The organism is Nocardioides pacificus (assembly GCF_054775955.1).
The window spans coordinates 799,917-818,618 of sequence record NZ_BAAHCI010000015.1 but is presented as its reverse complement, the minus strand read 5'-3'; the positions used below and the strand labels follow the sequence as shown (position 1 = coordinate 818,618).

The 18,702-nt window shown below is 71.6% G+C and carries 18 protein-coding genes and 1 pseudogene; 9 read left to right on the top strand and 10 right to left on the bottom strand.

Annotated elements, in window-relative coordinates:
• The first annotated feature begins 57 nt into the window (after positions 1-57).
• The 4 genes from ACYU7L_RS22395 to ACYU7L_RS22380 are packed head-to-tail and all read left to right on the top strand — an operon-like array spanning position 58 to position 4,025.
• On the top strand, positions 58-1,098 hold the full coding sequence (locus ACYU7L_RS22395; RefSeq protein WP_460801246.1) for an iron-siderophore ABC transporter substrate-binding protein: 1,041 nt from the start codon (positions 58-60) through the stop codon (positions 1,096-1,098).
• A gap of 22 nt (positions 1,099-1,120) precedes the next feature.
• Positions 1,121-2,167: a FecCD family ABC transporter permease gene (locus ACYU7L_RS22390; protein WP_460801244.1), complete on the top strand. Its 1,047-nt coding sequence runs from the start codon at positions 1,121-1,123 to the stop codon at positions 2,165-2,167.
• A complete protein-coding gene (locus ACYU7L_RS22385; protein ID WP_460801242.1) occupies positions 2,164-3,213 on the top strand; it encodes a FecCD family ABC transporter permease in 1,050 nt (349 codons plus the stop codon). Before ACYU7L_RS22390 ends, ACYU7L_RS22385 begins: the two co-directional genes overlap by 4 nt.
• Positions 3,210-4,025 carry an ABC transporter ATP-binding protein gene (locus tag ACYU7L_RS22380; protein ID WP_460801240.1) on the top strand — a complete coding sequence of 272 codons (816 nt, stop codon included), beginning with the start codon at positions 3,210-3,212 and terminating at the stop codon, positions 4,023-4,025. Before ACYU7L_RS22385 ends, ACYU7L_RS22380 begins: the two co-directional genes overlap by 4 nt.
• Before the next feature lie 92 nt (positions 4,026-4,117).
• Here the strand turns inward: ACYU7L_RS22380 and ACYU7L_RS22375 are convergent, their stop codons facing one another.
• On the bottom strand, positions 4,118-5,047 hold the full coding sequence (locus ACYU7L_RS22375) for an LCP family protein (protein WP_460801238.1): 930 nt from the start codon (positions 5,045-5,047) through the stop codon (positions 4,118-4,120).
• Positions 5,044-5,631 (bottom strand): hypothetical protein, encoded by a 588-nt coding sequence (locus ACYU7L_RS22370; RefSeq protein WP_460801236.1) that lies wholly within the window; start codon positions 5,629-5,631, stop codon positions 5,044-5,046. Before ACYU7L_RS22370 ends, ACYU7L_RS22375 begins: the two co-directional genes overlap by 4 nt.
• Before the next feature lie 170 nt (positions 5,632-5,801).
• Here ACYU7L_RS22370 and ACYU7L_RS22365 point away from each other — a divergent pair, with 170 nt between their 5' ends.
• The 3 genes from ACYU7L_RS22365 (at position 5,802) to ACYU7L_RS22355 (ending at position 10,473) form a co-directional block, all read left to right on the top strand.
• Positions 5,802-9,605 carry a multifunctional oxoglutarate decarboxylase/oxoglutarate dehydrogenase thiamine pyrophosphate-binding subunit/dihydrolipoyllysine-residue succinyltransferase subunit gene (locus ACYU7L_RS22365; RefSeq protein WP_460801234.1) on the top strand — a complete coding sequence of 1,268 codons (3,804 nt, stop codon included), beginning with the start codon at positions 5,802-5,804 and terminating at the stop codon, positions 9,603-9,605.
• Positions 9,606-9,607: 2 nt separating this feature from the next.
• On the top strand, positions 9,608-9,784 hold the full coding sequence (locus ACYU7L_RS22360; protein ID WP_460801232.1) for a DUF6104 family protein: 177 nt from the start codon (positions 9,608-9,610) through the stop codon (positions 9,782-9,784).
• A gap of 104 nt (positions 9,785-9,888) precedes the next feature.
• On the top strand, positions 9,889-10,473 hold the full coding sequence (locus ACYU7L_RS22355) for an acetoacetate decarboxylase family protein (RefSeq protein WP_460801230.1): 585 nt from the start codon (positions 9,889-9,891) through the stop codon (positions 10,471-10,473).
• Here the strand turns inward: ACYU7L_RS22355 and ACYU7L_RS22350 are convergent.
• The 3 genes from ACYU7L_RS22350 to ACYU7L_RS22340 are packed head-to-tail and all read right to left on the bottom strand — an operon-like array spanning position 10,470 to position 12,983.
• Entirely contained in the window at positions 10,470-10,691 is a 222-nt protein-coding gene (locus ACYU7L_RS22350) for a hypothetical protein (RefSeq protein ID WP_460801228.1), read from the bottom strand. The genes ACYU7L_RS22355 and ACYU7L_RS22350 overlap by 4 nt on opposite strands.
• A 10-nt stretch (positions 10,692-10,701) precedes the next feature.
• On the bottom strand, positions 10,702-11,847 hold the full coding sequence (locus ACYU7L_RS22345) for a fatty acid desaturase family protein (protein WP_460801226.1): 1,146 nt from the start codon (positions 11,845-11,847) through the stop codon (positions 10,702-10,704).
• A gap of 23 nt (positions 11,848-11,870) precedes the next feature.
• The gene (locus ACYU7L_RS22340) at positions 11,871-12,983 is read right to left on the bottom strand and encodes a ferredoxin reductase (protein ID WP_460801224.1); all 1,113 of its coding nucleotides are present in this window, start codon (positions 12,981-12,983) and stop codon (positions 11,871-11,873) included.
• A 136-nt stretch (positions 12,984-13,119) separates the two neighbouring features.
• Between ACYU7L_RS22340 and ACYU7L_RS22335 the strand changes: the two genes are divergently transcribed.
• On the top strand, positions 13,120-13,779 hold the full coding sequence (locus tag ACYU7L_RS22335) for a TetR family transcriptional regulator (protein WP_460801222.1): 660 nt from the start codon (positions 13,120-13,122) through the stop codon (positions 13,777-13,779).
• A 7-nt stretch (positions 13,780-13,786) separates the two neighbouring features.
• Here the strand turns inward: ACYU7L_RS22335 and ACYU7L_RS22330 are convergent, their stop codons facing one another.
• The 5 genes and pseudogenes from ACYU7L_RS22330 to ACYU7L_RS22310 all read right to left on the bottom strand — a co-directional run bounded on the left by ACYU7L_RS22330 (position 13,787) and on the right by ACYU7L_RS22310 (position 18,288).
• Positions 13,787-14,500: an SDR family oxidoreductase gene (locus tag ACYU7L_RS22330; protein WP_460801220.1), complete on the bottom strand. Its 714-nt coding sequence runs from the start codon at positions 14,498-14,500 to the stop codon at positions 13,787-13,789.
• Positions 14,497-15,465 (bottom strand): zinc-binding dehydrogenase, encoded by a 969-nt coding sequence (locus tag ACYU7L_RS22325; protein WP_460801218.1) that lies wholly within the window; start codon positions 15,463-15,465, stop codon positions 14,497-14,499. Before ACYU7L_RS22325 ends, ACYU7L_RS22330 begins: the two co-directional genes overlap by 4 nt.
• Before the next feature lie 10 nt (positions 15,466-15,475).
• A pseudogene (locus ACYU7L_RS22320) lies at positions 15,476-16,481 on the bottom strand (serine hydrolase domain-containing protein).
• A 50-nt stretch (positions 16,482-16,531) separates the two neighbouring features.
• A complete protein-coding gene (locus ACYU7L_RS22315; protein WP_460801216.1) occupies positions 16,532-17,746 on the bottom strand; it encodes an NAD(P)-dependent malic enzyme in 1,215 nt (404 codons plus the stop codon).
• 203 nt (positions 17,747-17,949) lie between these two features.
• Complete coding sequence (locus ACYU7L_RS22310; protein ID WP_460801214.1) at positions 17,950-18,288, bottom strand: S24/S26 family peptidase; 339 nt, start codon at positions 18,286-18,288, stop codon at positions 17,950-17,952.
• A 50-nt stretch (positions 18,289-18,338) separates the two neighbouring features.
• On the opposite strand from ACYU7L_RS22310, the gene sodN reads away from it, so the two are divergent.
• Positions 18,339-18,702: superoxide dismutase, Ni (gene sodN / locus ACYU7L_RS22305; RefSeq protein WP_460801213.1), on the top strand; the 364-nt coding region annotated here is incomplete at its 3' end.

Sequence of the window (18,702 nt, the reverse complement as noted above, 5' to 3'; positions counted from 1 at the left end):
TCCCCGGCCCGGGCAGCGGCATGCCCGAAACATGCCGCCCGTCGAAAGGACAACCCCGTGCGCTCTCTGCACCTCCTGGCCGGCTCCCTCGCCGTCACCGGTCTCCTGCTCTCCGGATGCGGCAGCTCCGATGACGACTCCGAGGGCGAGTCCACCTCCCAGGGCTCGTCCGGCTCGCAGGACTCCGCCCAGTTCCCGATCACCATCGAGCACGCGCTCGGCACGACCGAGATCGAGCAGGCGCCGGAGCGGGTCGCCACCGTCAACTGGGCCAACCACGAGGTGCCGCTGGCCCTGGGCGTGGTGCCGGTCGGCATGGCCGCCGCCAACTTCGGCGACGACGACGGAGACGGGGTGCTGCCCTGGGTGGCCGACAAGCTCGAGGAGCTCGACGCCGAGACCCCGGTGCTGTTCGACGAGACCGACGGCATCGACTTCGAGGCCCTCGCGGACACCGAGCCCGACGTGATCCTCGCCTCCTACTCCGGCCTCACCCAGGAGGACTACGACACGCTCAGCGAGATCGCGCCGGTGGTCGCCTACCCCGAGGCTCCCTGGTCGACCGAGTGGCGCGACATGATCACGATCAGCAGCGAGGCCATGGGCATGGCCGACGAGGGTGACCAGCTGGTCGCGGACCTCGAGGACGAGATCGCCGAGACCGTCGCCCAGCACGAGGGGCTGGAGGGCAAGGCGGCGATGTTCCTGACCCACGTCGACACCAGCGACCTGAGCGAGGTCAGCTACTACACGACCCACGACACCCGGGCGAAGTTCTTCGAGGACCTCGGGCTCGCCACCCCGGAGAGCATCGCGACCGCGTCCGAGGAGTCCGAGGAGTTCTCGGGCACGCTGAGCGCCGAGCAGATCGACACCCTCGACGACGTCGAGATCATCGTGACCTACGGCGACCAGGAGCTCGTGGACTCCCTGAAGGGCGACCCGCTGCTCTCGAAGATGCCGGCGGTGGAGAACGACGCGATCGTGCTGCTGCCCAACGACCCGCTGGGCACCGCGGCCAACCCGACGCCGCTGTCGATCTCCTACGTGCTCGAGGAGTACGTCACGATGCTCGCCAGGGCCGCCGGCTCCCAGTGAGCCGCCCACCACTGACGGTCTCGTGACCCTCACCTCCCCACCTGTCGCCGTCTCGGGCGCCGCCGTCGTGCGGCGCCCGAGGCGGCTGCGCGCCGTCTGGCTGCTGGTGGCCCTCGCCGCGCTCGCCGTGCTGATGGCGTGGTCGGTCGCCGTGGGCTCGCGCGAGGTCGGCTGGTCCGACATCGTCGCGGCCCTGGGCGGCTCCAGCGAGACGCTGAACGAGGCGGCCGTCACCAAGCGCATCCCCCGCACGGTGCTGGCGGTGGTCGTGGGCGCGGCGCTCGGCCTGGCCGGCGCGGTGATGCAGGGCGTGACCCGCAACCCGCTGGCCGATCCCGGCATCCTCGGGGTCAACATGGGCGCCTCGCTCGCCGTGGTCACCGGCATCGCCTGGTTCGGGTTGACCGCCGCCGCCAGCTACATCTGGGTGGCCATCGCCGGGGCGACGGCCTCGGCCGTGTTCGTCTACGCGGTCGGCTCGCTCGGGCGCGGCGGCGCGACGCCCCTGAAGCTCGCCCTGGCCGGCACCGCCACCTCGGCGGCGTTCGCGTCGTTCATCACCGCCATCGTGCTGCCCCTCAACAACATCGCCGCCGGCGTCCGCTCCTGGCAGATCGGCGGGGTGGGCGGTGCGTCGTTCGACACGATCCGGCTGGTGCTCCCCTTCCTGCTCGTCGGCCTGGTGGTGTGCCTGCTCTCCGCGAAGGGCCTCAACTCGCTCGCGCTCGGCGACGACGTCGCCGCCGGCCTGGGCGAGCGGGTCGCGCTGACCCGGGGCACCGCCGCCCTCGGGGCGGTGCTGCTGTGCGGCGCCGCGACCGCCGTCGCCGGACCGATCGGCTTCGTCGGCCTGGTCGTCCCCCACCTGTGCCGGATGCTGACCGGCGTCGATCACCGCTGGCTGCTGCCGTTCTCGGCGGTGACGGGCGCGGCGCTGCTCACCGCGGCCGACGTCCTGGGACGGATCGTCGCGCGTCCCAGCGAGATCGACGTCGGCATCATCACGGCGCTGGTGGGCGCCCCGTTCTTCATCCATGTCGTACGACGCCAGAAGGTGCGCGCCCTGTGACTGTCTCGTCCGTGGACGGCCGGACCCTCGAGCGGATCACCCGCGGCCGCACCCGGCGCGCGGTCCGCCGCCGCACCGTGATCGCCGTTCTGGCGCTGCTCGTCGCCGTCGTCTTCGTCACCAGCCTGATGGTGGGGCGCACGTTCTATCCCCCGGCCGACGTGATCGCGGTGATCGCCGGGGACCAGGTGCCGGGCGCCTCCTTCACCGTCGGGCGGCTGCGCCTCCCCCGCGCCGTGCTGGCGCTGCTCGTCGGGCTCTGCTTCGGGCTGGCGGGGGTGACCTTCCAGACCATGCTCCGCAACCCGCTGGCCAGTCCCGACATCATCGGGATCAGCGCCGGGGCGAGCGCCGCCGCGGCGTTCGCGATCGTGACGCTCGGGCTCACCGGCACGGCCGTGTCCGTGTTCGCCATCGCGATGGGACTCGGGGTCGCCCTGCTGATCTATGTGCTGTCCTACCGCGACGGCGTCGCCGGGACCCGGCTGATCCTGATCGGCATCGGCATCGCGGCGATGCTCGAGAGCGTCACCGCCTACATCCTCAGCCGCGCCGCCGAGTGGGACCTCCAGGAGGCCACCCGCTGGCTGACCGGCAGCCTGAACGGCGCCGCCTGGGGCGACGTCGTGCCCACCCTCGTCGCGCTCGTCGTCCTCGGACCGGTCCTGCTCTCCCGGATCCGCGACCTGGAGCTGCTGCAGCTCGGCGACGACGCCGCGTCGGCCCTCGGCGTCCGGGTGGAGACGACCCGGCTCGTAGCGATCGTCGCGGCCGTCGGCCTGGTCGCCTTCGCCACGGCCGCCGCGGGCCCCATCGCGTTCGTCGCCTTCCTCTCCGGGCCGATCGCCGCGCGCATCGTCGGTCCGGGCGCGTCGCTGCTCCTCCCCTCCGCCCTCGTCGGGGCGCTGCTGGTCCTGGTCGCCGACCTGTGCGGCCAGTACGCCTTCGACCATCGCTATCCGGTCGGGGTGATCACCGGCGTCCTCGGCGCGCCGTACCTCATCTATCTCATCGTCCGCACCAACCGCGTCGGAGGCTCCCTGTGACCACCCACCACACCGTGACCGTCGAGGACCTCACGCTCGGGTACGGCGAGCGGACCGTCATCGAGTCGCTCGACCTGGTCGTGCCGGCCGGCCAGGTCACCGCGATCGTGGGCGCCAACGCCTGCGGCAAGTCGACGCTGCTGCGCTCGATGTCGCGGCTGCTGCGCCCGCGCGGCGGTCAGGTGCTGCTCGACGGGCGCCAGGTGCACCGGATGCCGGCCAAGGAGCTGGCGCGCACCCTCGGGCTGCTCCCCCAGGCGCCCATCGCGCCGGAGGGCATCACGGTCAGCGATCTCGTCGGGCGCGGGCGCAACCCGCACCAGCGGGTGCTCTCGCGCTGGAGCGCCGAGGACGACGCCGCGGTCGCGGCCGCGCTGGAGGCCACCGACACCGTGGGGCTGGCCGACCGCCCCGTCGACGAGCTGTCGGGCGGGCAGCGCCAGCGGGTGTGGATCGCGATGGCGCTCGCCCAGCAGACCGACATCCTGCTGCTCGACGAGCCCACGACGTACCTCGACGTGGCGCACCAGGTCGAGGTCCTCGACCTGCTCACCGACCTCAACCGCGCACGCGGCACCACGATCGTGATGGTGCTGCACGATCTGAACCTGGCCGCGCGCTACGCCGACCGGCTGATCGCCCTGGCGGCGGGCCGCCTGCACGCGGCGGGCGACCCCCACGACGTGCTCACCGAGGAGAACGTCCGCGCCGTCTTCGGCCTCGAGTGCACCGTGATCGACGACCCGGTGTCGGGCCGCCCCCTGATGCTCCCCATCGGCCGCCACCACGCCAGCACCCCCGCCCCTGCCTGACCCCAGCCCACCCCAGCCAGCCAGCCCAGTCGGCGCAATTTCACAGCCGAGTCGGCGCAAATTCACCGCCGAGTCGGCGCAGTTTCACACCCTCAGCAGCGCTCGATCGTGGCGTCCTTGCGCGCCAGGTTCCCGTAGCGCCGCGCGTCGGAGATGTTCGCGAAGACCACGCTCGCGCTCCCGGCCATGCCGGTCCTCCCCTGCACCACGCAGGTGGTGATCTTGCGCGGATCCACCTGCGCCATCGCCTGCCCGATCCGGAACAGCTCCCCGGGCGGCAGGTTCGTGTGCAGGTGGGACATCACGGTCAGCACGCCCCGCTCCATGAACCCGGGCCGGTGCGCGTTGGCCCGCACCTTCGCGTGGATGCCACGCAGCGTGCGCTGCTGGTTGGCGGAGCGCTCGAAGTCACCGCCCGCCAGTGACTTGCGGATCCGGGAGAACGCCATCGCGCCGTACCCGTTCAGCTTGATCCGGCCCTTTTTGAAGCCGACCTGCATCAGGTTCTCGTCGGCGAACGGTCGCGGGTTGCGCACCTCGATGCCGCCGATGTCGTCCACCATGTCCTCGAAGAACGGGAACCGGGTCACGAAGACGTAGTCGGGCTCGATCCCGACCATCGCCCCGACCGTGCGCCCCATCAGCTGGGGACCTCCGAAGTAGAGGCTGGCGTTGACCCGGTTGCTGCCGTACCCCGGGATCGGCACCCAGGAGTCGCGCGGGATGCCGATCGCGCTCGCCGCCCCCGTCTTGGAGTTGATGCCGATCAGCTGGATGGCGTCGCCCCGGGCCCGCAGCATCGGCTCGCCGTCACGGGCGTCGGAGCCGACCGCGAGGATCCAGACCACGTCCGGCGTCAGGTCGACGCCGGAGGCCCGGTCCACCTTGACCAGGGCGACCTCGGTGCGGTGCACCGCCGAGTCCGGGACGACGAGCGCCGTCACCGCCAGCACGGTGGCGAGTACGACGCCGCGCAGCGCCCGGCTCGCGCGTCGGGTCCATCGTGGCGTCGCGACGCTCATCGGAACCTCCCCTTCGTGATGTCGTAGGCGAAGATCCCCCAGCCGCCACCCTTGCCCGAGCGCGTGAGCATCAGGCGACCGCGGACGGTGACCCTCCTCGCCACCTCCCCCTCGGTGTCGAACTGCAGCAGCAGCCGCGCGGTCGCGGCCACCGGCCGAGCCTTGCGCGCGAGGACGTCGACGGCGACCACCTGACGAGCCGGGACGACCCGGGTGATCCGCTCGCCGATGTCGGCGTTGCTCATCAGGTCGACGTCGCGCAGCGCCTCCTGCCGCGCACCGAGGGTGAAGCCGGGGAAGATGCGGAACGTCGCGCGGGGGTAGTCCCCGGCCAGGTAGGCGCCGTTGGTCCACCCCTCGACCACCGCGGTGACGGCACGTACGACGGGCGCTCGCTCACGCGCCGGCAGCCGGCCCGCGACCTTCCCGAGCCGGGACCGCGTCGTGAACGCCGGCGCCTCGGCGGACGGTGACGACGCCGACGGGTCCGGCTCCTGAGCGGGGCCGTCGGAGTCACCCGTGCAGGCGGACCCGGCGAGTGCCACGCACAGGGCGAGAGCGGTGACTCTCGGTGGTCGTCTCATGGCTGCACTCTCCCTGATCCAGGAGCCTCATGACGGGCTCCACACGTCCCCGGGGGCCGGACTCGCCGCTTCGTGCACCCCGGAGCCTGCAATTGTTGATCCCTGCGACTAGCCTTGCGCCCTAGTACTTCACTACCCCGCGCGCGTACCGGAAGAGGGCGAACACAGCCGTGCCGCAGTCCCCAGGCAGCCAGTCTCACGACAACCCCACCGCCGACTTCGGAGCCAATGAGTGGCTCGTCGACGAGATGTTCGAGCAGTTCAGCAAGGATCCCGACAGCGTGGACCCCGTGTGGGCGAAGTACTTCGCCGCCAACGGCGACCCGAGCCGAACCGCCGGGAACGGTAGCACCGCCGCCCAGCCTGCCCCAGCCCCGGCGAAGGCGCAGGAGAAGGCCCCAGAGAAGGCCCCGGAGAAGGCGCAGCAGAAGCCCGCCACTGCCTCCGCCCCGGCCGCCAAGGCCGCCGCTCCCGCCAAGCAGCCCGCCAAGGAGTCTGGGACCACGGCTCCCGCACCGGCCCCCAAGGCGACCCCTCGTCCGCCGGTGGCGGCTGCTGAGCCGGCGCGCGGCTCCCAGGCCCCGGTCGCCAAGGAGTCGGCTCCCCCGGCGCGCAGCGAGGCCAGCGACGAGCCGTCGTACACCGTGATGCGCGGGGCCCCGGCCCGGACCGCGAAGAACATGGACGAGTCGCTCACCGTCCCCACCGCCACGTCGGTGCGCTCCGTGCCGGTCAAGCTGCTGTGGGACAACCGCACGGTGATCAATAACCACCTCGCCCGTGCGCGCGGCGGCAAGGTGTCCTTCACCCACATCATCGGCTACGCCCTGGTCCAGGCGCTCAAGACGATCCCCGACATGAACGTCGGCTTCGACACCGTCGACGGCAAGCCCAACCTGATCACGCCGGCCCACATCAACCTGGGTCTGGCCATCGACGTGCCGAAGCCCGACGGGAGCCGTCAGCTCCTCGTGCCGTCCATCAAGGCGGCCGAGACGATGGACTTCGCCGGCTTCTGGACGGCCTACGAGGACATCGTCCGCAAGGCGCGTGACAACAAGCTGACCGTGGCCGACTTCCAGGGCACGACGATGTCGCTCACCAACCCCGGCGGCATCGGCACGGTCCACTCCGTCCCGCGGCTGATGAAGGGCCAGGGCGCCATCATCGGCGTCGGCGCGATGGAGTACCCCGCGGAGTACCAGGGCGCCTCGGACGAGACGCTGACCCGCAACGCGGTCAGCAAGGTGATGACGCTGACGTCCACCTACGACCACCGGGTGATCCAGGGCGCGCTCTCGGGCGAGTTCCTGCGCAGGGTGCACCAGCTGCTGCTCGGCGCCGAGGACTTCTACGACGACATCTTCCGCTCGCTGCGCATCCCCTACGAGCCCATCCGCTGGGCCAAGGACATCGCGGCGACGCACGACGACGAGATCAGCAAGCAGGCCCGGATCCTGGAGCTGATCCACGCCTACCGCGTGCGCGGCCACATGATGGCCGACACCGACCCGCTGGAGTACCGCCAGCGCAGCCACCCCGACCTCGAGGTGGAGACGCACGGCCTCACGCTGTGGGACCTCGACCGCGAGTTCGCGACCGGCTCCTTCGGCGGCGAGGGACGGCGCTTCCTCAAGTTGCGCGACATCCTCGGCATCCTGCGTGACTCCTACTGCCGCACCACGGGCATCGAGTACATGCACATCCAGGACCCCGAGCAGCGTCGCTGGATCCAGGAGCGCGTCGAGCAGCCGCACGTGAAGCCGCCCCGCGAGGAGCAGCTGCGCATCCTGCTCAAGCTCAACCAGGCCGAGGCCTTCGAGACCTTCCTGCAGACCAAGTTCGTCGGCCAGAAGCGGTTCAGCCTCGAGGGCGGCGAGACCACGGTCCCGCTGCTCGACGAGCTGTGCGAGGCGGCCGCCGAGGCCAAGCTCAGCGAGGTCGCGATCGGCATGGCCCACCGCGGCCGGCTCAACGTGCTCGCCAACATCGTCGGCAAGAACTACTCCCAGATCTTCCGCGAGTTCGAGGGCAACATCGACCCGCGCACTGTCCAGGGCTCCGGCGACGTGAAGTACCACCTGGGCGCGGAGGGCGAGTTCTCCGCCGGCTCGGGCGACAAGATCAAGGTCTCCGTCGCCGCGAACCCCTCGCACCTCGAGGCCGTCGACCCGGTCCTGGAGGGCATCGCCCGCGCCAAGCAGGACGTGCTCGACCGCGGTGCGGAGTACCCCGTGCTCCCGCTGCTCGTGCACGGCGACGCGGCCTTCGCCGGCCAGGGCGTCGTCGCCGAGACGCTGAACCTCTCGCAGCTGCGGGGCTACCGCACCGGCGGCACCGTCCACGTGGTCGTCAACAACCAGGTCGGCTTCACCACCTCCCCCGGGTCCTCGCGCTCGTCGCTCTACTGCACCGACGTTGCGCGCATGGTCCAGGCGCCGATCTTCCACGTGAACGGCGACGACCCCGAGGCCTGCATCCGGGTCGCGCGGCTCGCGTTCGAGTACCGCCAGGCGTTCAACAAGGACGTCGTCATCGACCTCGTGTGCTACCGCCGCCGCGGTCACAACGAGGGCGACGACCCGTCGTACACCCAGCCGCTGATGTACGACCTGATCGAGCAGAAGCGCTCGGTCCGCAAGCTCTACACCGAGTCCCTCATCGGCCGTGGCGACATCACGGTGGAGGAGGCCGAGCAGGTCCTGCGCGACTACCAGCAGCAGCTGGAGCGGGTCTTCACCGAGGTGCGCGAGGCCACCGGCCAGCCCTCGGAGTGGACCACGGTCCCGGACTACCCGGAGAAGCCGGCCGGCGAGACCGAGACGGCGATCTCCCCGGAGGTCCTCAAGCGGATCTCCGACGCCTACATCACCCCGCCCAAGGGCTTCACCGTCCACCCGAAGGTGATGCCGCAGCTGCAGCGTCGCGCCGCCGCGATCACCGACGGCCCGATCGACTGGGGCACCGGCGAGATCCTCGCCTTCGGTGCCCTGCTGATGGACGGCCGTCCCGTGCGACTGGCCGGTCAGGACTCCCGCCGCGGCACGTTCGTGCAGCGCTTCGCGACGATCATCGACCGCACCAACGCCGACGAGTGGACGCCGCTGGCCACGCTCACCGAGGACCAGGCGAAGTTCCACGTCTACGACTCGCTGCTCAGCGAGTACGCCGCCCTCGGCTTCGAGTACGGCTACTCCGTGGCGCGGCCCGAGGCACTGGTGCTGTGGGAGGCGCAGTTCGGCGACTTCGTCAACGGCGCGCAGACGATCATCGACGAGTTCATCTCCTCCAGCGAGGCGAAGTGGCGCCAGCAGTCGGGCGTGGTCCTGCTGCTCCCCCACGGCTACGAGGGCCAGGGCCCCGACCACTCGTCGGCTCGTATCGAGCGCTTCCTCACCATGTGTGCGGAGGAGGCGTTCGTGGTGGCCCAGCCGTCGACGCCGGCGTCGTACTTCCACCTGCTGCGTCGCCACTCGCTCGGCGAGGAGCACAAGCCGCTGATCGTCTTCACGCCGAAGTCGATGCTCAAGCGCAAGGAGGCGGCCTCGCAGCCGTCCGACTTCACCGAGGGCACGTTCCGGCCGTTCATCGGGGACGCGAACGCCGACGCCGACCAGGTGGAGACGCTGCTGCTGTGCTCGGGCCGTGTGACGTGGGACCTGATGGTCCAGCGCGCCAAGCTCGACAACGCGGGCTCGTTCGCGATCGGCCGCATCGAGCAGCTCTACCCGCGCCCCGAGGACGACATCCGCGCCGAGATCGCGAAGTACCCGAACCTCAAGCGGGTCCGCTGGGTGCAGGACGAGCCGGAGAACATGGGCCCGTGGCCGCACTACCAGCTCAACGTGTGGCCCGGCCTCGACGTCACCGTCGAGCCGGTCACCCGTCAGGCGTCGTCCTCGCCGTCGGTCGGCACGATCAAGCGCCACCAGGAGGAGCAGAAGAACCTGCTCGACCGGGCGTTCGCGAGCTAGTCGTGTACTTCACCGATCGCGGGATCGAGGAGCTCGAGAAGCGCCGGGGTGACGAGGAGGTCACCCTGGCGTGGATCGCCGACAGGCTGCAGGAGTTCACCGACACGCATCCCGAGTTCGAGACGGCCGTCGAGCGACTGGCCACCTGGCTGGCGCGGCTCGACGATCCGGACGACTAGGCCGAACGATCGGGCCGAACGATCGGGCCGAACGACAGCGTCCGGATCCCGGCATCTGAGAAGCACCCTCGCGCGGACATGCCCGCAGCCATCAGGCTGCGGGCATGTTCCCGTCTCCCCCTTGGAACATGGTCGGCGAGCTGTGGCTCTCGCTGTTCCGTGTCTCCGGCGTTCCTGACCGGCCCGACGGCGTCTGCGGCGTGGCGCTCGTGGACTACCAGCCCGGCAGCCCACTGACCTACCACGAGCTGCTCGTCGCCCGGCTCGTCAAGGACGGGCGCAACAAGCGAGTGTCGATCAGTGACATCTGGGTCGACTCGGCGGAGTCGATGGAGGGTGGCCGCGCGCTCTGGGCGATCCCCAAGGAGCTCGCAGACTTCCGGCTGGAGACCTCCCACATCGGGCCCGTCGGCAGCGCCCGCTGGTCGGCCAGCCTGGGCGAGCAGCCCATCGCCTCCGCGTCGTTCCTCGACACCTCCCGGCTGGCGGTGCGGACGCCGTTCTCCGGCAGCACCTGGCAGGAGCACGACGACGGGATGCCGGTCGTCGCCGAGCTGACCGGCTCGGCGCGCTCGCTGCCGGCGTGGGGCAGCTGGGACTTCGCGGCCGACGGTCCGCTCGGCTGGCTGCACGGGCGCCAGCCGCTCGCGACGTTCCGGATGAAGAGCTTCCGGATGTCGTTCCGCTAGTCCTCGCCCACCTCGTCCCGGGCTCGCTGCGCTGCTGCGCGACGAGCAGCCGCACGGATCTCGAAGACCTCGGTCGCCAGGCCCCCCAGAGCGCTGGTCACGTCGCGGACGGCGGAGGTCAAGATGGTCGCCACCTGCCCGACGGTCGTCGCGGCCGCCTCGACCGTGCCCTGCACGGCGTCCTTGCGGATCTCGGCCTTGCTGATGTGGTCCTCCATGCCGACAGTGTCAGGCAGCCCGGTCCTCGCGGGCAACGCCCGCGGGGGCGTCCCCGGACGGCTTGCGCGGCGGCAGGGCGAGCCGGCAGATCTTCTTCGCGACGCTGCCGAGCTGGCGGTGCAGCGGCCCGGTGTTGTAGCTGATGCCGTACTTGGCGCACAGGTCCCGGATCTCGGGCGCGACCTGCGGATAGCGACGCGCCGGCAGATCGGGGAAGAGGTGGTGCTCGATCTGGTGCGACAGGTTGCCGGTGAGCACGTGGAAGAGCCTGCTGCCGGTGATGTTGGCCGACCCGAGCAGCTGGCGGTAGTACCACTGGCCGCGCGACTCGTCCTCGCTCTCCTCCTCCGAGAAGGTCGCCACGCCCGCCGGGAAGTGGCCGCAGAAGATGATGCCGAAGGCCCACACGTTGCGGATCAGGTTGGCGCTCACATTGCCGGCCAGGGTCATCGGGAACAGCGGCCCGGTCAACGCGGGGAACAGCACGTAGTCCTTGAGCGCCTGGCGCTGGACCTTGCGCATGATGCCGGCGTGCAGCGCGGCGTTCTCGGAGATCCGTCGCTTGCCGCTGACGATGTTCTCGACCTCGAGGTCGTGCATCGCGACGCCCCACTCGAAGAACAGCATCAGCAGCGTCGCGTAGACCGGGTTGCCGAGGTAGTAGGGGTGCCACGGCTGGTCCTCGTCCATCCGGAGGATCCCGTAGCCGATGTCGCGGTCCTTGCCCAGGATGTTGGTGTAGGTGTGGTGGATGTAGTTGTGGGAGTACTTCCACTGCTCGCTGGGGCAGACGTTGTCCCACTCGTACATCCGCGAGCTCAGGCCAGGGTCGCCCATCCAGTCGTACTGCCCGTGCATGACGTTGTGGCCGATCTCCATGTTGTCGAGGATCTTGGAGATGCTGAGCGCCGCCACGGCCAGCGGCCAGGCCGGCGGCACGTAGAACAGCGCCCGTCCGGCGATCTCGAAGGCGCGCTGGGCCTTCACCACGTCGCGGATGTACGACGCGTCCACGTCGCCGAGGTCGGCCAGCACACGCTGGCGGATCGCGTCGAGGGCGTCGCCGAACTCCTCGAGCTGCTCGGGGGTGAGCCGGCCGTCGGGGACGGGGTGGAGCGGGGTCTTCTGGGTGTCGGTGCTCTCGACAGTGCTCATCTTCAGGTCCTCTCGCTGGGTGGTCACAGGTCCACGACGCAGTCGCCCACGGGGGCGGAGACGCAGATCCGGATGTCCTCGTCGGGCAGGGCGGACTCCTCGCCGGTGACGATGTTGCGCACGGTGCCCTCGCTCTTGCGGGCGGTGCAGGACAGGCAGATGCCCATCCGGCAGCCGTGCTCGGGGCGCAGGCCCAGGGCCTCGGCCTGCTCCAGGAGCGGCGCTCCGGTGTTGCTCCCCCGCTCGCCGGAGCGGCTGAACAGCACCTCTCCCTCGGCCACCCCGCCTCCTCCGACGAGGCCGGCCGGCTTGAAGAACTCGACGCGCAGCCGCGGCGATCCGTCGTACGCCGCGGTGACGAGGTCGATCAGCCCGGCCGGGCCACATGCCCAGGTGTCGGTGTCGCGGAAGCGCGGCACCAGTAGCGCCAGCTGCTCGGCCGTGAACGGCGCACCGCCCGCCTCCGTGTGCACGACGTGCACGTCGACGCCGTTGTCGCCCGCGGCGATCGCCCGGAGCTCGTCGGCGAAGATCTGGTCGTCGGGAGTCCGGGCATAGTGCAGGAACGTCACGCGCCGTCCCACGCGGCCGTCGTACCCGTCGCGCAGCAGGGTGCGCAGCTGGGCCATCACCGGGGTGATGCCCGAGCCGCCGCTGATCATCAGCAGGTGGTTGTTGGTGGGCGTCGCCGGGCTCTCGGTGAGCGTGAAGGAGCCCTCGGCCTGGCTGAGGTGGACCATCTGGCCGGGCTGCGCGTCGTGCACCAGGAAGCGCGAGACGCTGCGCCGGCCGGTGGTGTCGTCGTGGGCGCGGACCGTGAGGGTGAACCGCTCCCCCGGACCGGACTCGGCCGAGGAGATCGAGAAGCAGCGCGTCGTCCGGCGGGCGCCGGGCAGGTCGATGCCGAGCTGGACGTACTGCCCGGCTCGGTGGCCGCGCCAGGTGCTCGTCGGCTGCAGCGTGATGGTGGCGACGGGGTGCTCGCCGGTCGTCTCGCGGCGGACCTCGACGATGCGCGCGCGGACCTCGCGGGCCGCCCACATCGGGTTGACGAGCTCGAGGTAGCGGTCGACGCCGTGGGGCGAGGTGAGGGCCGCGAGGGCCCGGGAGCCGAGGATCGTGGAGGTGAGGCGCACGTCGTCCGTCCCTTCCAGAGTTTGAGTGCACATGCGTGCACTGACGACCATACGGGGCGTACCGGCGGTACGGTCAACCCTTGCCGGCCGTGACCCGGGCCACGCCGCTCTGCCTGGCCGGCGCTACGATGCGGCGGTGAGCGAGGTCGAGAACGCCGCAGGCACGACCCGTGGCGAGCGCAAGGAGCGCACCCGGCAGGCGCTGCTCGACGCGGCCCTCGCCCTCTCCGAGCAGCACACCTTCGCGACCGTCTCCCTGCGCCAGGTGACTCGCGAGGTCGGCATCGTCCCGACGGCGTTCTATCGCCACTTCGCCTCGCTCGACGACCTCGGCCTCGAGCTGGTCACCGAGTCCTTCGCGTCGCTGCGCGCGATGCTCCGGGACGTACGGCGCGGGGACCCGAGCCTGCGCGCCGTCATCGACCGCTCGGTCGCCGTGCTCGTCGAGCACGTGCACGCCCGCCGCGCGCACTTCGGGTTCATCGCCCGCGAGCGCGTCGCCGGCCCGGCCGCCGTGCGTGACGCCGTGCGCCGTCAGATCGACCTGGTCGAGCGCGAGCTCGCCACCGACGTGGCCGCGATCGTCGGGACCGAGCGGTGGTCCGAGCGCGACACCCGGGTCCTGGCGAACCTGATCGTGACGGCCATGGTCGCCATCGTCGAGGCCATCCTCGGCGCCGACGGCGACCCGGAGGCCGAGCTCGTGATCGCCGACGACGCCCGCACCCAGCTGCGGATGCTGCTGGTGGGCGCCATCAACTGGCAGACCCGCGCCGACCACGCCCACCAGCTGTGAGGGGCGGTCAGCGAGGAGCGGGCCGCACCGTGATGTCGGGGAGGGTCGCGTCGCGGGGCAGGTCGAGCGCGTGCAGGACCGTGCTCACCACCGAGGCCGGGTCGATCCAGGCGGCGGGGTCGTAGTCCTTGCCCTCCTGACGGTGCACCAGCTCCTGCATAGGCGTCGCGGTGCGGCCGGGATAGACGCTGGTGACGCGGACGCCGTGGGGGTGCTCCTCGATGCGCAGCGCGTCGGCGAGGGCGCGCAGCCCGAACTTCGACGCGGCGTAGGCCGACCAGTCCGGGTTGGCGTTGAGGCCCGCACCGGAGTTGACGAAGACGACCGTGCCCGCGGCGGCGCGCAGGGCGGGCAGACAGGCGCGCGTCAGCACGGCGGGCGCCAGCAGGTTCACGTCGAGCTGGGCGCGCCAGGCCTGCGTGGACAGCTCGGCGACCGGGCCGAGCTCGACGACGCCCGCGACGTGCAGCACGGAGTCGAGCCGCTCCACCGCGTGCTCCGCCAGGCCGGCCGCGAGGGCTCCGTCGAGCGTGTCGGCGTCGGCGAGGTCGGCGACGACCGTGGCCGCACCGTCGTACTCGCCGGCCAGCTCCTCGGCCCGCCGGGCGGAGCGGGCCACCAGGACCAGCCGGTCGCCCCGCGCGTGCAGCGCCTGCGCGAGCCCGGCGCCGATGCCGGAGCCGGCCCCGGTGATCAGGTGGGTACGACGAGACGCGCTCACCGGGTGAAGACCACCTTGCCGAAGAGGTCGCCCTGCGCCATCGCGGCGAAGCCCTCCCGGGCGTCCTCCATCGCGAGGGTGCGGTCGACCAGCGGCCGGGTGCCGGTCGCGTCGAGCATCTCCACCAGCGAGGCGAGCTCGCCGCGGGTGCCCATCGTCGAGCCGATGACGCGCAGCTGCAGGAAGAAGATCCGGGTGAGCTCCGCGTCGTCGAGCTTCGGTCCCGACGTGGTGCCGGAGATGACGATCGCGCCGCCGGGGCGCAGCGCGCGCACCGAGTGCGACCAGGTGGCGCGCCCGACGGTCTCCATCACCGCGTCGACCTTGCGGGGCAGGCGGGCGTTGCTCTCGTAGACCTCGTGGGCGCCGATCTCCAGCGCACGGGCGCGCTTGGCCTCGTCGCGGCTGGTGGCGAGCACCCGCAACCCGGCCGCCCGGGCCAGCACGATGAGCGCGGTCGCGACGCCGCCGCCGGCGCCCTGGACGAGCACCGAGTCGCCGGCCTTGAGGCCCCCCTGGGTGAACAGCATCCGGTAGGCCGTGAGCCAGGCGGTGGGCAGACAGGCCGCCTCCGCGAACGACAGCGACGCGGGCTTGGGCACCACGTTGCGCCGGGGCACGACGACCTTGTCGGCGAACGTCCCCTGGTGGCGCTCCGAGAGCAACGAGCGGCGCGGGTCGAGGGTCTCGTCACCGCTCCACGACGGGTCGCTGATCACCGCGTGGACGACGACCTCGTTGCCGTCCTCGTCGATCCCCGCCGCGTCGCAGCCGAGGATCATCGGCAGCGACTCCTCCTTGAGCCCCACGCCGCGCAGCGACCAGAGGTCGTGGTGGTTGAGCGAGGCGGCCTTGACGGTGACGGTCGTCCACCCGTCGGGGGCGGTGGGGTCCGGGCGCTCGCCCACCACCAGGCCGCTGAGCGGGTCGTCGGAGGAGAAGGACTCTGCATAGACGGCGAACATGTCGGCCAACCTAGCGCTCGACGGCAACCCGGATCGCGCGCAGGCCCATCGGGTCCACACTGCGAGCCGAGCTGCTCAGCACCACCACCGCCGCCTGCCGTTCGGGGACGAACGCGGCGAAGGACCGGTAGCCGCCCGTCCCACCGTTGTGCCACCACAGTGCGTGCGGCCGGTCGCTGTGCAACGAGCCGAGGCCGACCGCACCGAGGCGTCCCTGCACGCGCAGGGTCTGGGTCAGCCGGATCGCGTCCGCGAGCGGCGTGCTGTCGGGGTCGAGCTGGGCCCCCAGGTAGCGCAGCATGTCGTCGCCCGTCGACCGCAGTGCCCCCGCCCCGGGCAGCCCGTCGAGCGGCCAGGGCGCGGCCGTCCCGCCTCGGGCGCGGTGCCCCGGCACCAGCCGCGCGCTGCTCGGCGTCGAGCCGGTCGTGGGTGGCGGTGTCCACCAGGCCGAGCGGACGGCACGCCCGTTGCGCCACCAGCTCGCCGTACGACGTGCCGGCGGCGTGGGCGAGGGCGGCCCCCAGCACGCCGGCACCCAGGTTGGAGTAGTGCACGCCCCCGGAGCCGGGCGTACGGCGCAGGCGGGCGGCCGCCAGGGACTCGAGCAGCCCGGCGGGCGTGAGGCCCGCGTAGGGGTCGCGTCCCCGCAGCATCTCCACGGAGCCGCGCAGCACCGGGATCGGGGAGTTGGGCAGGCCGGAGGTGTGCGTGGCGAGGTGTCCGAGGGTGATCTCGACGCCGTCGCGGCGCGGCACCTCGACCCCGGAGGGCAGCAGCTCCCGCACCGGGGTGTCGAGCCCCCACTCGCCGCGCACCACGCCGTCGGCCAGCAGCAGCGCCGTGAAGGTCTTGGTGATCGAGCCGATCTCGAAGAGCGTGCGCCCGTCGGGGGGCGGGCCCTCCTGCGAGCGGCCGCGCGCGACGTGCTGCCCGGCGCGGCTGACAGCGAGCAGGACCCCCGCACGCCGGCGGGTGCCCTGCTCCAGGATCCGCTCGAGCTCTTCCGGCTGCGTCATGCTCCGCAGCCTAGGGCTCAGCCGCCTGCCTCAGCCTGGGCTCGCGTGCCTCAGCGGCGCGCGACCCCGTCGCGCCGTGCGGCCTCGGCGACCGCGGTGGCGACGGCGGGGCCCACGCGAGGGTCGAACGGCGAGGGGATGATCATGTCCTCGGCCAGCTCGTCGCCCACGAGCTCGGCCAGCGCGTTCGCGGCGGCGAGCTTCATGCCCTCGGTGATCGCGGTGGCGTGCACGTCGAAGGCACCGCGGAAGATCCCGGGGAAGGCAAGCACGTTGTTGATCTGGTTGGGGAAGTCCGAGCGACCGGTCGCGACCACGCGGGCGTGCCGGTGGGCCACGTCGGGGTGCACCTCGGGCGTCGGGTTGGCCAGGCCGAAGATGATCGCGTCCGGTGCCATCTTGGCGACGGACTCCTCGGGCACCGTGCCGCCGGAGACGCCGATGTAGACGTCGGCCCCGTCGAGGGCGTCGGCGAGGGTGCCGCTGCGTCCGGTCTTGTCGGCGGTCTCGGCGGCCAGCGCGCGCTTGACCGGAGTCAGGTCGTGGCGCTGGGAGGTGACGACGCCCTGGCGGTCGATGACCGCGATGTCGCGAACCCCGGCGGCGAGCAGGATCTTGGCGACGGCCACGCCGGCGGCACCGGCACCGGAGATCACGACGCGGGTCGTCTCCATGACCCGGCCGGTGATCACGAGCGCGTTCTTGAGCGCGGCGAGCGCGACGACCGCCGTACCGTGCTGGTCGTCGTGGAAGACCGGGATGTCGAGCATGGCCTTGAGCCGGTCCTCGATCTCGAAGCAGCGCGGCGCCGAGATGTCCTCGAGGTTGATGCCGCCGAAGCTCGGAGCGAGCCGCGCGACGGTCTCGATGATCTCCTCGACGTCGGTCGTGGCCAGGCAGATCGGGATGGCGTCGACGTTGCCGAACTGTTTGAACAGCACGGCCTTGCCCTCCATCACCGGCATCGCGGCGGCGGGGCCGATGTCGCCGAGGCCGAGCACCGCGGTCCCGTCGGTGATGACGGCGACGGTGTTGGGCACCCACGTGTAGTGCTGCGTCAGCGTGGGGTCGGCCGCGATCGCCTCGCACACCCGGGCGACGCCCGGGGTGTAGGCCAGGGAGAGCTCGTCCTTGCCGGCGAGGGCCACCCGCGAGCGGATCTCCATCTTGCCTCCGACGTGGAGGTCGAAGACGGGGTCTCCGGAGTTGGGGTGGTCGGGCGCAAGATTGTGCGCGAAGTCGGGCGAGGCGGCGTCAGCAGACATGCGGGTCGAACTCTCCTGGGTGGCCAGCTGGCCGTTCGAGGAAACGGGTGGGCGCAGCTCGACGCGAGGGGGTGCGTCGCGGAACTACATGGACACGGGGGTCTCCCGGGCCAAGTGTGACACAGGCTGCACCCCGAACCCGGGTCGGTCTCTCGAATGTGGCGGACCAGACAGCGTCCTTCGCGACGGTCCCCCGGCGCTGGCTAGAGGCGCTTGGGGCGCGGCCACAGCCGCGCCAGGACCACGGCGTGCACCTCTGAGGCCGGGACCGGCCCGCGATGCCGGGAGTCGACCCCCTCGCCGGGGTTGTCGCTGAGCAGCCACCAGCCCGGCGCCCCGGTGCGCGTCGTACGACGCTCGACGGCGCGCTTGACCGCGACCGTCCCGTCCACGAAGCGGGCCACCACGAGGTCGCCGGATCGCACGGTGCGGCGGTGGCGCACCAGCAGCAGATCGCCCTCGCGCAGCGTCGGCTGCATCGAGCGTCCACGCACCCGGGCCAGTCCGAAGGGCGGTCGGTCCGCCTGTGCCGCCTCTTCCACGCGGAGTAGTGTCGCAGTCGATCACCGACCAGAACTACGAGAGGACCAGGATGCTCGCGCGACTCATCGCACCGACCGTCGAGGTTTCCGCACACTGCGACCTTCCCTGCGGCGTCTACGACCCGGCCCAGGCCCGCATCGAGGCCGAGTCGATCAAGGGAATCATCGCCAAGGTCGCCGACAACGACGACCCCGACTTCCGCACGCGCGCCGTGCTCATCAAGGAGCAGCGCTCCGAGCTGGTCAAGCACCACCTGTGGGTGCTGTGGACCGACTACTTCAAGGCCCCACACTTCGAGAAGTACCCGCAGCTGCACACGCTGTTCAACGAGGCCACCAAGCTCGCCGGCGCCTCGGGCACCAAGGGTGTCCTCGACGCCGAGGTGGCCGACAAGCTCCTCGCGAAGATCGACG